Genomic DNA, 13,408 nt, shown 5'->3' with positions numbered 1-13,408 from the left:
CGGCTGGCTCTGGTAAACCCGGTTCGACGCAGAGGACGAATAGGGCACAAACCAGCAGATAAAGCGTCAGGCGGTTTGGCTCGCCTTGATAAACAGGTCCTGTTCCTTGATGCGCAGGGCTGGATCGCTATCGATGCTCCAATAGTTGTCCACTGAGTTGTAGTAAACCCTCCCGGACATGGGCGGTGTAAAACCGATGTTCTTGACGGTGATTTTCGTCGCCAGCTCTTTCTTTTCCTGATGCAAACGAATATCGGCCATCAAGCTGTCGAGGTCTGCGTAGCCCTGCGCGTCGATTGCGTAAAGTTGCATCACTTCAAACAGCAGCTCGACCTGGTAGATATTGCCGGTCGACGTCGCAACGCTGATCGACTCCACCGGGCCGGCGTGGTCCAGACTGGGAAGTTGAATGACGACGCTACCGATTTGCAGATGGTGTGCATCCAGCCGGATATCGTCGCGGGTAATCTTTTCAGTCATTTTTGTAGTGAAAATGGTCCATGCCGACGCGTCGGACGTTTGCGCAATGGCCCCGGGAGTGGACAGGCTGAACGTGCTGTTGCTGACCGGATAGACATCGTAGGTAGACGCCTGGCCGTGCAATACGTAAGTGCCATTGTGTGGCGGTGGCGGAAAATTGATTTCCTGGGGTTTGGCGCCCAGTTGCACGGGTTTGATGGGCCCAGGTCTGACGAACGGGTACTTGCCTTGCCTGAGTTTGAGGCATTCCCGGGTCGTCAGGGTTTTGCTGCCTGGTGCATCGGCGTCTTCCCGGTAGGGCACGCGCGGAGCGGCAACGTTGTACGAGGTGCCATCGCGCATGATCAGTACGATCGGGTGCCTGACCTGCACGAGGGTGGTCCTGATATTGCTGAAGCCGGTCTGACTATCGCGTTCTTTTCTGGCCTTGATCACACCGGTGAAATTAAGCAGCTTCGACGGAAGACGCAGCCAAAGGTTGAACTGTTCGTACTGCAAATAGCGAACGCCTGCCGCATTACTGCTGACACTGACGTCGTAACTGACCCTGACATCGAGGATTTCGTCGGCGTCGTAGTCCAGATGAAGGGTTCGGGCGGCTTCGGCAGTGCTGGCGGGGGCGAAAATATTCAGGCGCTTTCCATTGCGCGAGACAAAATGATGCGCGGCCGGGTGCGTAAAGATATCAACCGTGCCGCTGTTGGCGATGTGCGGCGCAGGTGGGCGGTCGCCAATGACCAGCACCCGGCACTCGACGTCATGATCCAGGTTATCCGCCAGTTCCAGCGCCAGTATCGGTTCCAGTTCGTAACGGTCCTGGGTCTTGAGCAGCAGCCGGCTGTTTTTTATCACGCGTTTGTCGTCGATCTGTTGATAAACCCCTTCAATCGTCAACACATGATCGGGCTCCTCGCCATCCACGCCTTTGAGGGAGGTGATGACCAGCGAGGTGCCAATGACTTGCCAGCGTTGAATCCGCGCCAACGGCCAGCCGAACTCGATGATGCTCGTTTCCTTGCCGTCTTCGATGATCACGGGGCGTGCTGCGGTGTCGGCGATGTAATAGCGATCGATGCCGACGCCGCCACCGACCCGACAGTCCGTCCCGCGGATGATGATCGTATCGTCACCGGCACCGGCCGTGACGTGGTCGTTGCCGTTGGCCGAAATCTGGTTGGCCTCGTCGCTGCCGGTGATTCGATTTGAGCCATTGCGCAGTGTCGAAACATTTTCGATGGATTGGAGTTGCGCCACTTCCAGGTCAGCGACCGTAGCATCGTGACTTCGCAACGCGATCTTGCCGGTCTGCAGGTTCACGTCGTAACCCACATGGCGAGTATCGCGGGTCGGGCGCGAGCCTTCGAAGGTCAGCGTGTCATTGCCTTCACCTGCATCAAGGACGCTGCTTTTTGCCGGTTTTTCTACCCGCGCGAATTCCTGGTGGGTGCTCTCGAAATAGAACACATCATTCTTGTCACCCCCGGTCAGTATTTTCTCGCCTTCGGCATAACTGAAAATATTGGGCCTGGCCTGTACGCCGACAACCTGATCATTGCCGCCACCCAGTCGCCACAAAATGGCCTTGTCGTCCCCGGGTGTGCCGGTGATCACGCCTTTGAGGTCGGCCGGCAGCCCGTCGCGGGCGTCGATGCGGTCATCGGCGCTGATTACGGTGGGCAGCTTGTCTGCTTTATAGGGTTGTTCGCCCAGCGTTTCGTCCCACTGGTAGCGCCAGACTTTCACCGGTTCGAGCACCACCCGGTAGTTGCCATTGACGACATGTTCCACATAATTCTTGTAGGCGCCTTCAAGCAGTTGCTCGGTCGCGCCCTGCAGTTGTTTTTGATAGTGAGCGGAGAACTGCGCGATTTTGAAGCGATCCATGACGTCTTCATCCAGCTCCTGCCGGGTGAAGGCGAACCAGCCGGAGCGCAAGCGTTCGTGGACGGTCAACTCGATGTAATCATCGATGTCGTCGACAACCCTGACCGCCCGGTAGATTTCTGCCGTGAGGATGAGCACAACAGCCGCGAGGATGCCCAGTGGGCCGGCGATGGCACCAAAGCCGAGCATTGCGGCGATGCCGAGCGCGATGCTGATGACTGCGCCTGCCACCGCCAAACCGCCCGCAACGTAATGATCCTGGCTTTCCTTGCCGGAAGTTGCGGCGGCGGCATTGAACGATTTGATCGCACTGACTATGTCAAACGGCAAAGTGATGATGCTCGCGATCAGCCCGGCGCCCCGAGAAAGGTATTTTCCCACGGTGGTGGCAGGGAACCGACCGAACATCTTCGAACCATTCTGAAGCATCGCTTCACCGGTTTTGGTCAAGCCCCGCTCGATGATCAAGGATCCGAGTTCAGCGCTGATGGCGCCACCGTTGAACGCCGCTTCGCCCCAGTCACCGACCTTGATGGCTTCTACCAGACCCATATAACCGCTGTAGATGCCATAAGCCTGCAAACCCACGCCAGCACCGCTGGTGAGGTAGGTTTTGCCCTTGTGGACCCAGGATGGCAGGTAGTCGAGAGCGTCGACGCGGCGGATATCGATTTTCTGCGCGGCATTGGTCAGCTTGTCCAGACGATCTATCTGGCTGCCGGGCGTGACCGGTTCGGCGCTGACCATGAGAGCGGGCGCATCGACCGAGCGTAGTGTGGAAATCTCGAACATCAGCGTCGCTACGGTCTCACTTGCGGCCACGTCCGTGGCAACGATACGGGCCACGACTTTGGCCGGGTCGAAACTCATGGAGTCGAGAAAGTCCAGATCGGCCACTTTCAGATTGACGTTGTCCGGACTGAGGGGCATTCCATGGATTTTCGCCCCCAATACATCAAGCTCGACCCGGGACACGGTGAATTCGCCGATGCGCAACGGGCCATGACGTTTGTCGAGAGACTTGAGTGTCGGTGTTGAGGACTTGTCCGGTTTGGCTGTCGGCTCAGGCAGCGCGGCAGGTACTTGCAGATGCCCGGCCGGTGGTGCGTGGGTGTTGGCCGAAGCGTTGATTTCCGAAACCTCAAGTGTGCGAAAAGTTACCATTTCGACAGCGGGTTGAATAAGTTTTGCCATTGTTTCAATCCTTTATAAATAACCGCGATGCGGTCCCGGTTTCCATACCGGCGGGCGAACGAAAGTACTCCCGTAGCGTCATGCGGGAGTTGTAATCATGTTTGTTGGAGTTGCTGTTTATTAGCAGTCGGTAACTTGTTGCGGATTGACTGGCTAGGTGTGTCGGGCGTTTGTTATTTAAGGCCAGACAATGTCATCGCCATATTCTTTTTTATCGCCGGACAACATCAATATCGGTTTGCCACTCGCCTCGACTTGATCAATCAACTGGTCATATTCATGTTTATTGGCTCGTCCGGCATGGGTGGCCGCTTCAATATTTTCGGCGCGGTCCCCGGCCTGCTCGGTAATGTCCTGGACTTTTGCGCCCTTGGTCAGGGTCGAGTTCAACAGCCAGATGCGCTCGGCTTCGAGTCCTGCCTGGGTGACCGAAATCAGGCCTTCATAGTCGTCGTCGGGAAACCAGGTCTGCGGCTGCTCGCGGGCCTTTGAATTGAACAAGTGGTTCTCTTCATGCGGCACGACTTCCAGGGTGCGGGTGTCCAGCACGTAAATGAACATTTCGGTCTGACGTTCGCGGATCGTCACGTAGTTGCGTTCGTTATCCAGAAAGACTGGATCGTCGGCGTCCGACCAACCGGATGACGAGCTGCTGTCGCTGTCACTGGAGTCACCCGAACTGCTATCCGAAGTGGCCCCACCGGCGCTTTTGCCGGGATATTTGTTGGTCTGGGAGTTGTACTGGAGATACTCGGGGTCCGGTGCGCTGCCATACATCAGGCCTTCCTTCAGACTGAAGGTGGCGCTGATCGGTTTGTGCGTCGCCGCGCCCGGTTTGTGCGCATAACGGGGGAGCATTGCATTGTCATTCGCCAGTTCGAACGGGGTGCGATCATCGCCCCTGAACAAGGCCGGTACGTCAGTTCGATACAGGCAGTCATTCTTGTTGCGCCGATAACCCAACCTGGCCAGCAGTGCCTCACGTAACGGCGTGGTCAGGCTGGTTTCGGGGTGATACCAGTCGTGCCGGGCGCCGTGTTTGAGATTGAGTTCGTTGCTCAGGTCCTGACTCAGCCGGGTGAGAGTCTGCGGATTACTCAAGTCTGCCGTCAGTTGCTTGTGTGCTTGGGCCCACGGCGCAATCTTCAGTTCGGTCTTCATCTCCAGGCGCAAACGCAGCAATTGGCTCGGTAGCAGGTTATAGGACTGCAACAACGCTTCGCGTGCATCCGGGCTGAGCGTCGGGTGCAGCCAGCGCAGGCTGTCGTGCAGCAGGTCAGCGGCCGGGTTTGCCGTGACATTGGCTTCAGCCCATTGCGGGGGCTTGCCGAGTGTTTGCGCTTCTACCCTGAACCGCGCGATGTCAGCCCCTTGAATGGCATACACCTCCCAGATTTCCTGGTCGGTCCAGTGTTTCAAATGCGTGGGCTGCGCACTGAAACCAGCGCTTGGCGGATCGACCTCAATCCAGTTGCCGTGGCGATCCTTGAAGGCGAAGCGCGTGCCGGTTTCCAGTGAGCCCAGTGCCGGTTTGAGGTGGTAATAACCTTGCCCGTCGGGAGAGTGCACCGATGCCGTGTATTGGCTCTGCTTGAGTATGGTGGCGGGTTTGGAAGCGCGCGGCTGTTTGGCCGCGCTTTCGCTTTGCACGTCCCCGGCCGGACCCGGTCTTTTTGCCGGTGTATTGTTTGCCGCTTGTGGCGCTCGGTTGACGACGTGGTTTGCACCGGTCTGGGTCGCGAGTCGCCAGGTCGGGCGTCCGGGATTTTTTACCAAAAGTGGGCCGGACGCATCGCGCTCCGTCAGCAACTTGACCTGACAGGTGCCGAGTGTTGCATCGAATTCGACATGTGCCGTATGCAGTGCGCCTTCATGTTCCACGTCGACGAAGCGGCGTCCGACAATAAATCGAAAGCCCGCTGCATCGGCCTGTTGCAGACCCCGCAGGAAGTCGGGTCTCAGCCAGTACTGGTTAAACGGATTGTCTGCTGCCTGTGCGGTAATGTGGCTGCCCGGCAATTCGCTGATGACCACGGCAGGCTTGCGCACCGGATCCCTGTTGGAATGGGACAGGGAAATTTCAGTCGCCGTATTGTGCGGCCAGGTATCGACCGGCCTGGCGAAAGGCGATGAAGACAACGGGTTGTTGTCGGGTTGTCGAGTAGTGGGTGAATTGTTTTCTGTCTTGTTCGGAGATGTAGTGGGTGGCTTTCTGGGTATCTTCGGGCTCATTGAAACTCCGTTGCCATTGAACTTGTATAAAGTTGGCTGTTGCTGGGTACGTATTGGCAGAGTATTTATTTGACGTGCGCTCAAGTACAAAGCCAAATTCGCGAGAGTGATTTGCTTTGTCGGATGCGGGGTGAGCGCGTGGGCTTAATCTAATTGATTTTGTACTGAGCGTGAGGGGGGAGTTGCAATGCTTTTATCTTGAATGTGTAACTTCAGTTTTTTATTTTCGATAAAACTGAGGCTTGTAGGAAGTTGGCTGGGAAGAATCAGAGATGGGAATAAGAAGTTGGCCTCACTCTCGTCGGAAAAATCCTCGGAGAGTGGGCAGGGGAGATGCGTAAAGAAGCGTTTGATCAGTAGGCGTAGCGCAACAGCGTATGGGGCAAATGACGCAGCACGAAAAAGCCGAACAACGCCACCATTGCCGGCAGGATCAGCCACCAGACCTTGAACGGCATGGCATTGAGCGGCGATTGGCGCTGGTTCAGCCACAGGCTTGCCGCACACATGCAGGCGGCGAGCATGGCGCCGGCGAGAATGTCCGTCGGCCAGTGGGCGCCGAGATAGACGCGCGACAGCGCAATCGCCATTGCCGGTATGCAGCCGATCAGCAGCCACGTCAGGCGCATGCGTGGCGGCTGCCCGCGTCCGGCAAGGACGGCCAGGGTCAGGAACAGCGCGAACGAGCCGGAGGCATGGCCACTGGGCATGCTGTAACTGGTGATCGGATCCGTCAGCACTTCCGGGCGTACCCGGGCGAAAAACTGTTTGGTGACGGTGTTGGCGAGTGCGGTGACGAGGAGGGTGCCGCCCGCGAAAACGGCCTGACGCCACTGGCGGCACACCAGCAACAGGCCGGTCAGCAAGATGCTGAACAGCAACATGTTGCGGAACTCGCCGATCAACGTCAGGGTGACCGCGATTTCATCCAGCACCGGTTGGCGATGTTCCTGGACCAGGGTCATCACGCCTTGATCGAGGGCGGTCAGGTACGGATAACCGATGAACAGACCGATCAGAATCAGCAGGCTCATGCTGCTGATCCAGATCGTCGCGCGGCGGTGGCGGCGCAGGCTGCTGTTCACGCTGAGGCCGACCATGACGGCAATACTGGCGGCAACGATGCCCGCCTCAAGCCAGAAACCTTCCGGCAATGGCAGACGGAAAGCCGCGCCGGTGGCCCAGCCGGGCAGCAGATAGGCGAGGCTCCAGCCGGCGGCGGCCAGCAGGCTGACGGCGGCGAAGCGCGGGAAAGGCATGTCGCACATCCCCGCAACCATCGGCAGCATCGGTCTTAGCGGGCCGATGAAGCGTCCGACCAGCAGACTGGCGATCCCGTAGCGCTGGAAATAGGTCTCGGCGCCCGCCATCCATTCCGGATGATGGCGCAGGCCGGGCAGTCTGCGGATGTTCTGGTGGAAGTGGCGGCCGAGGAAGTACGAAACCAGATCGCCGAGGATGCCGCCGAGAAAACCCAGCAACAGGGTTTCGCTCAACGACAAGGCGCCGCTGCCGGCCATCACTGCCACGGCAAACAGCAACACCGTGCCGGGTACGATCAACCCGGCAATCGCCAGGCATTCGACAAAGGCCACAATGAACACCGCTGCGGCCAGCCATTGTGGATTGGCGGCCAGCCATCCGGTCACGCTATCGAGCCATGGGCCCATACAAACAACTCCATCAAATCTTCAATTGGCCCTTGTGGGAGCGAGCCTGCTCGCGAAAAGGGAGTGTCAGGCGAAATAACCATGGCTGACCGAGCGCTTTCGCGAGCAGGCTCGCTCCCACAGGGAATTCCTTCTACTTCAAATCTGCTTCCGACGTGGGCAATACAAAATAATCGCGACCTTCGACCTGACCCCGGCGCAGCGGGTTCCGCGTGCACCATTGAGCGTAAGCAGCGTCGACGAAGCGATACATCAAGTGCTCGTCACGACCGTGAGGGATGCCCAAACGCGTGGTTTGAATGATGTGCGAGGGCGCCGGCCCGGTATCTTCCACCAATAGCACCTCATGGTCGAAACGCTTGGCGTCCCATACCGGCACCTTCAAGCCGAGCGCCTTGCACAGCAATGTCTGGCCGGCGCAGAGTTTCTGCGACGGGCGCGGACGACCTTGTGCATCCGGATTGTTCAGCAGCATCTGCGCCAGACTCGCCGGGCCGCTGATTTCATCGACCCACGGATAAGCCGATTTGATCAGTACCGCATTGCCGGGCCCTTGCGCACTGAAGTTCAGCGAATCGCCGCCGCGGGCGTAATACATATAGATGTGGCCACCATCCAGAAACAAAGCTTTACGTTTTTCTGTGTATCCGAGGGAGGCGTGACTGCCTTTTTCTTCGCAGTAATAGGCTTCGGTTTCGATGATTCGCGCGCTCAGCCACAGATTGCCGACCCGGTGGCGGATGACTTTACCCAGCAGATCCCGGGCCAGCAGCTGCGCGTCACGGTCGAAAAAAGCGTCCGGAAGGCCCAATGGCAGGCGCTCGGCGCTGTTGCGAATGGTCAGGTTGGACATGGCAGGCAGGGTATATCCAGGCTGAGAAGGTCGGAATGATAACAATCCGAGGCTTAATTACGGCTGAACATTGGCAATTCGCAATCCATTTCGACCATCCGCCCGTCACCGCTGTTAGTCCCGGGACGCGACAGCTATAATCTGCCGCTTTCCTCTTTGCCAAGACCCCAGCAGACCATGACTGAGTCCGTTCTTGACTACATGACCCGATTGGGTCGCGCCGCCCGCGAAGCCTCCCGGGTCATCGGCCGTGCCAGCACCGCGCAGAAAAACCGCGCCTTGCAGGCCGCTGCCAATGCGTTGGACGCTGCTCGCGCGGAGCTGGCCGCAGCCAATGAACGGGATCTGGCCGCTGGTCGCGCCAATGGTCTGGAGCCGGCACTGCTGGAGCGTCTGGAGCTGACCCCTGCACGCATCGACGGCATGATCGTTGGTTTGCGCCAGGTGGCTGCATTGCCGGATCCGGTCGGGGCAATCCGTGACATGAGCTTCCGCCCGTCGGGGATTCAGGTTGGCAAGATGCGCGTGCCACTGGGGGTGATCGGGATCATTTACGAGTCCCGTCCCAACGTGACCATCGATGCCGCCAGCCTGTGCCTGAAGTCTGGCAACGCAACCATCCTGCGCGGTGGCTCGGAAGCGATTCACTCCAACCGTGCCATTGCTGCCTGCATTCAACGCGGTCTGGCCGAGGCAGAATTGCCCGCTGCCGTGGTGCAAGTGGTCGAAACCACCGACCGTGCCGCCGTCGGCGCGATGATCACCATGCCCGAGTACGTCGATGTGATCGTGCCGCGCGGTGGCCGTGGCCTGATCGAGCGCATCAGCCGCGATGCCCGCGTGCCGGTGATCAAACATCTGGACGGCATCTGCCACGTTTACGTCAGTGCTCACGCCGATCTGGCGAAAGCCCAGCGTATCGCCTTCAACGCCAAGACCTATCGCTACGGCATCTGCGGTGCGATGGAGACATTGCTGGTCGATCAAACTGTTGCCAAGGATTTCCTGCCGTCGATGGCCGCCCAGTTCCGCGAAAAAGGCGTTGAGCTGCGTGGTTGCGAGCGCACCCGGGCGATTATCGAGGCCGTAGCGGCCAGCGAAGACGACTGGAGCACCGAGTACCTGGCGCCAATCCTGTCGATCCGCGTGGTCGACGGTCTGGACCAGGCCATCGAACACATCAACCATTATGGCTCGCGCCACACCGACTCGATCGTCAGCGAAAACCTCGCCGACACCCGCCGGTTCGTGGCCGAAGTCGACTCGGCGTCGGTGATGATCAACACCCCGACCTGCTTCGCCGATGGATTTGAATACGGATTGGGTGCCGAGATCGGCATTTCTACTGATAAGCTGCACGCCCGCGGCCCGGTGGGCCTCGAAGGACTGACCTGCGAGAAGTACATCGTGGTCGGAGATGGCCAGTTGCGCGGCCAGGCGCCGGTCTGACTTGACCGACCTCGACCTGACAGCGCCGCAAACCGGCAGCGAGTCTCGCCCCCGACGTATCGGCGTGCTGGGCGGAACGTTCGATCCGGTGCACATCGGCCATTTGCGCGGTGCGCTGGAAGTCGCCGAGGCGCTGGCGCTTGATGAGTTGCGCCTGACGCCGAGCGCGCGGCCGCCGCATCGCGATACGCCGCAGGTGTCGGCGCAGGACCGGCTGGCGATGGTCGAGTGCGCGGTGGCCGGAGTGCCGCCGCTGGTGGTGGACGCCCGCGAATTGCAGCGGGACAAACCGTCCTACACCATTGATACCCTGGAGTTGATGCGTGCCGAAATGCCCGCCGAGACCCAGGTTTTTCTGCTTTTGGGCTGGGACGCATTTTGCGGCCTGCCCACTTGGCACCGCTGGGAAGAGTTGCTCCAGCATTGCCATATCCTGGTGCTACAGCGCCCGGACGCCGACAGCGAACCGCCGGATGCCTTGCGCAACCTGCTGGCAGCGCGTTCGGTGAGCGACCCGCTGGCCCTGAAAGGGCCGAGCGGACAGATTGCATTCGTCTGGCAGACTCCGCTCGCGGTCTCCGCCACCCAGATCCGTCAACTGCTGGCCAGCGGTAAGTCGGTACGTTTCCTGGTGCCCGACGCGGTCCTGGCCTACATCGATGCGCACGGTCTGTATCGTGCGTCGAACTGAACAAGGCGTGCTTCACTGATACGAATCCACGTGTCGCCAAGCCGCCGAAAATATGAGCAAAACGAGTTTTATATGACTGACAAAGACCAAACCAAAGTTAAGCGCAAAGGCACATTCAAGAGCGCTCCGCTGCCAGAGCCGGTCAACACCAACGAGCCGCTGAAAGGTGACGAACTGGTCAAGCTCGCTGTTGCAGCCCTGGAAGACGTCAAGGCGCAGGACATTCAAATCATTGATGTTCGCGACAAGCAAAGCATCACTGACTACATGATCATCGCCACCGGTACGTCCAATCGCCAGATCAACGCGATGCTCGACAAGGTTCGCGAAGAAGTGAAAAAGCAGGGCGCCAAGCCGCTGGGCGAAGAAGGCAAGGGCGACAGCGACTGGGTACTGCTCGACCTCGATCTGGTGATCGTGCACATGATGACTGCCTCGGCGCGTCAGTTCTACGACCTGGAGCGCCTGTGGGCCGGTGCCGAGCAAAGCCGTGCGGCCGACGCCAAGCACCACAGCCCGGAAAACACCCACGAGCATTTCACCAAGCTCAACAAAGACCAGCTGTAAGGGATCGCTGTGCGACTGCGACTGATCGCCGTCGGTTCACGCATGCCCAAATGGGTGGAAGAAGGCTGGCATGAATATGCCAAGCGTCTTCCGTCCGAGCTGGCGCTGGAACTGGTGGAAATACCGCTCAACACCCGTGGCAAGAATGCCGACGTGGCCCGTTTCATCCGCCAGGAAGGCGAAGCCATGCTGGCCAAGGTCGGGCCGAACGAGCGGATCGTCACGCTGGAAGTCCACGGCAAACCCTGGAGCACCGAGCAGCTTGCGGTCGAACTCGACCGTTGGCGGCTGGATTCGCGCACGGTCAATTTCATGGTCGGTGGACCGGAAGGTCTGGCGCCGGAAGTCTGCGCCCGCGCTGATCAGCGATGGTCGTTGTCACCGTTGACGCTGCCGCACCCGCTGGTGCGGATCCTGATCGGCGAACAGTTGTACCGTGCCTGGACCGTGCTGTCCGGTCACCCTTACCACAAGTAAGCCTGCCCTCATGTCTCAGCCGATCCGCATCAAGGACCACGAAAAGGACGCACGTCTGGTGCGTAGCCGCGTCGTGTTCGGGGCCGTTGTGGTGGTGGCGCTGATTTGTGTGCTGATTGCGCGGCTGTATTACTTGCAGGTGATCCAGTACGAGTACCACTCGACGCTGTCGGAAAACAACCGCGTCCACGTTCAGCCGATTCCGCCGACGCGCGGGCTGATTTTCGACCGCAACGGTGTGGTGGTGGCGGACAACCGGCCGAGTTTCAGCCTGAGCATGACCCGCGAGCGCTCCGGCGACTGGCAGCAAGTGCTCGATGTGATCGTCGAAGTGCTGGAACTGACGCCCGAGGACCGGGTGATCTTCGAGAAACGCATGCGTCAGGGGCGCCGGCCATTCGAGCCGGTGCCGGTCCTGTTCGAGCTGACCGAAGAGCAGATCGCCCGCATCGCGGTGAATCAGTTCCGTCTGCCCGGCGTTGAAGTGGTCGCGCAACTGGTTCGTCACTATCCACAGGGCGCGCACTTCGCGCACTCGGTGGGTTACATGGGGCGGATCAACGAGAAAGAGCTGAAAAGCCTCGATCCGGTCAACTACAGCGGCACCCACCACATCGGCAAGACCGGTATCGAGCGTTTCTACGAGCCGGAGTTGCACGGTCAGGTCGGTTACGAAGAAGTCGAGACCAACGCCCGTGGCCGCGTCTTGCGCGTGCTCAAGCGTACCGATCCGATTCCCGGCAAGGATATTGTCCTCAGCCTCGACATCAAATTGCAGGAAGCGGCCGAAGCTGCGCTCGGCGGGCGTCGTGGTGCGGTGGTTGCGCTGGATCCGAAGACCGGCGAAGTGCTGGCCATGGTCAGTCAGCCGAGCTTCGACCCGAACCTGTTCGTCACCGGGATCAGCTTCAAGGCCTACGCCGAGCTGCGCGATTCCATCGACCGGCCGCTGTTCAACCGTGTGCTGCGCGGTCTGTACCCGCCGGGTTCGACGATCAAGCCGGCGGTGGCGATTGCCGGTCTCGATTCGGGTGTGGTGACGGCGTCGAGCCGGGTGTTCGACCCGGGTTACTACATGCTGCCGAACTACGATCACAAGTACCGTAACTGGAACCGCACCGGTGACGGCTTCGTCGACCTCGATACGGCGATCATGCGTTCCAACGACACCTATTTCTACGACCTCGCGCACAAGCTGGGCATCGATCGGCTGTCGGCTTACATGAACAAGTTCGGCATCGGCCAGAAGGTCTCGCTGGACATGTTCGAAGAATCTCCTGGCCTGATGCCGTCTCGCGAATGGAAACGTGCGACCCGCAAGCAGGCCTGGTTCCCGGGCGAAACCCTGATTCTCGGGATCGGCCAGGGCTACATGCAATCAACCCCGCTGCAACTGGCCCAGGCCACGGCGCTGGTCGCCAACAAAGGCGTGTGGAACCGCCCGCACCTGGCCAAATCCCTCGAAGGGGTGAAGCCGGTGGACGAAAACCCGATGCCGGACATTATCCTGCGTGATCCGTCGGACTGGACCAAGGTCAACCACGGCATGCAGCAAGTGATGCACGGTGCCCGCGGCACCGCGCGCAAAGCGGCCATTGGCGCGCAATACCGTATCGCCGGTAAATCGGGTACGGCGCAGGTGGTGGCGATCAAGCAGGGCGAGAAGTACGACCGCTCCAAGGTTCAGGAGCGCCATCGTGACCACGCCTTGTTCGTCGGCTTCGCCCCGGCCGATGACCCGCGAATCGTCGTGTCGGTGATGGTCGAGAACGGTGAATCCGGCTCCGGCGTTGCCGCGCCAGTGGTGCGTCAGGTCATGGACGCCTGGCTGCTCGATCAGGACGGACGTTTGAAGGCCGAATACGCCAGCCCAATCAGTGCGGAGGCTACGGCCCGTGATGAATAATTTTG

General features: G+C 59.6%; 9 protein-coding genes. 5 read left to right on the top strand and 4 right to left on the bottom strand.

Translation table 11 applies throughout. The features are described from left to right. Positions 1-66: 66 nt before the first annotated feature. The 4 genes from KI231_RS25855 to KI231_RS25840 all read right to left on the bottom strand — a co-directional run bounded on the left by KI231_RS25855 (position 67) and on the right by KI231_RS25840 (position 8,313). Positions 67-3,558: a calcium-binding protein gene (locus KI231_RS25855; RefSeq protein WP_213026675.1), complete on the bottom strand. Its 3,492-nt coding sequence runs from the start codon at positions 3,556-3,558 to the stop codon at positions 67-69. 177 nt (positions 3,559-3,735) lie between these two features. Then, complete coding sequence (locus tag KI231_RS25850) at positions 3,736-5,607, bottom strand: hypothetical protein (protein WP_249412075.1); 1,872 nt, start codon at positions 5,605-5,607, stop codon at positions 3,736-3,738. Positions 5,608-6,143: 536 nt separating this feature from the next. Further along, complete coding sequence (locus KI231_RS25845) at positions 6,144-7,460, bottom strand: bifunctional DedA family/phosphatase PAP2 family protein (protein WP_213026673.1); 1,317 nt, start codon at positions 7,458-7,460, stop codon at positions 6,144-6,146. Positions 7,461-7,593: 133 nt separating this feature from the next. Further along, positions 7,594-8,313 carry a DNA-3-methyladenine glycosylase gene (locus tag KI231_RS25840; protein ID WP_103303690.1) on the bottom strand — a complete coding sequence of 240 codons (720 nt, stop codon included), beginning with the start codon at positions 8,311-8,313 and terminating at the stop codon, positions 7,594-7,596. A 177-nt stretch (positions 8,314-8,490) separates the two neighbouring features. On the opposite strand from KI231_RS25840, the gene KI231_RS25835 reads away from it, so the two are divergent. The 5 genes from KI231_RS25835 (at position 8,491) to mrdA (ending at position 13,403) form a co-directional block, all read left to right on the top strand. Beyond that, on the top strand, positions 8,491-9,762 hold the full coding sequence (locus KI231_RS25835) for a glutamate-5-semialdehyde dehydrogenase (protein WP_213026672.1): 1,272 nt from the start codon (positions 8,491-8,493) through the stop codon (positions 9,760-9,762). Beyond that, positions 9,731-10,453 (top strand): nicotinate-nucleotide adenylyltransferase, encoded by a 723-nt coding sequence (gene nadD, locus KI231_RS25830; protein WP_103303688.1) that lies wholly within the window; start codon positions 9,731-9,733, stop codon positions 10,451-10,453. The genes KI231_RS25835 and nadD overlap by 32 nt, the downstream gene beginning before the upstream one ends. Positions 10,454-10,525: 72 nt before the next feature. After that, entirely contained in the window at positions 10,526-11,020 is a 495-nt protein-coding gene (gene rsfS, locus KI231_RS25825) for a ribosome silencing factor (RefSeq protein ID WP_016986117.1), read from the top strand. Positions 11,021-11,029: 9 nt separating this feature from the next. Further along, positions 11,030-11,497, top strand: a complete 468-nt coding sequence (gene rlmH, locus KI231_RS25820; protein WP_003185785.1) for a 23S rRNA (pseudouridine(1915)-N(3))-methyltransferase RlmH — start codon at positions 11,030-11,032, stop codon at positions 11,495-11,497. A gap of 10 nt (positions 11,498-11,507) precedes the next feature. Next, the gene (gene mrdA, locus KI231_RS25815) at positions 11,508-13,403 is read left to right on the top strand and encodes a penicillin-binding protein 2 (RefSeq protein WP_103303687.1); all 1,896 of its coding nucleotides are present in this window, start codon (positions 11,508-11,510) and stop codon (positions 13,401-13,403) included. Positions 13,404-13,408: the final 5 nt, after the last annotated feature.

The sequence above is a fragment of the Pseudomonas sp. Seg1 genome, assembly GCF_018326005.1.
GTDB lineage: Bacteria > Pseudomonadota > Gammaproteobacteria > Pseudomonadales > Pseudomonadaceae > Aquipseudomonas.
This window is presented reverse-complemented; position numbering and strand designations above follow the sequence as displayed.

What these genes read in the sequence shown, in the direction of transcription:
- rsfS (WP_016986117.1), top strand. Translation starts at nt 10,526, where the DNA reads ATGACTGACAAAGACCAAACCAAAGTTAAGCGCAAAGGCACATTCAAG.
- mrdA (WP_103303687.1), top strand. Translation starts at nt 11,508, where the DNA reads ATGTCTCAGCCGATCCGCATCAAGGACCACGAAAAGGACGCACGTCTG.
- KI231_RS25855 (WP_213026675.1), bottom strand. Translation starts at nt 3,558, where the DNA reads ATGGCAAAACTTATTCAACCCGCTGTCGAAATGGTAACTTTTCGCACA.
- KI231_RS25845 (WP_213026673.1), bottom strand. Translation starts at nt 7,460, where the DNA reads ATGGGCCCATGGCTCGATAGCGTGACCGGATGGCTGGCCGCCAATCCA.
- KI231_RS25835 (WP_213026672.1), top strand. Translation starts at nt 8,491, where the DNA reads ATGACTGAGTCCGTTCTTGACTACATGACCCGATTGGGTCGCGCCGCC.
- KI231_RS25840 (WP_103303690.1), bottom strand. Translation starts at nt 8,313, where the DNA reads ATGTCCAACCTGACCATTCGCAACAGCGCCGAGCGCCTGCCATTGGGC.
- nadD (WP_103303688.1), top strand. Translation starts at nt 9,731, where the DNA reads ATGGCCAGTTGCGCGGCCAGGCGCCGGTCTGACTTGACCGACCTCGAC.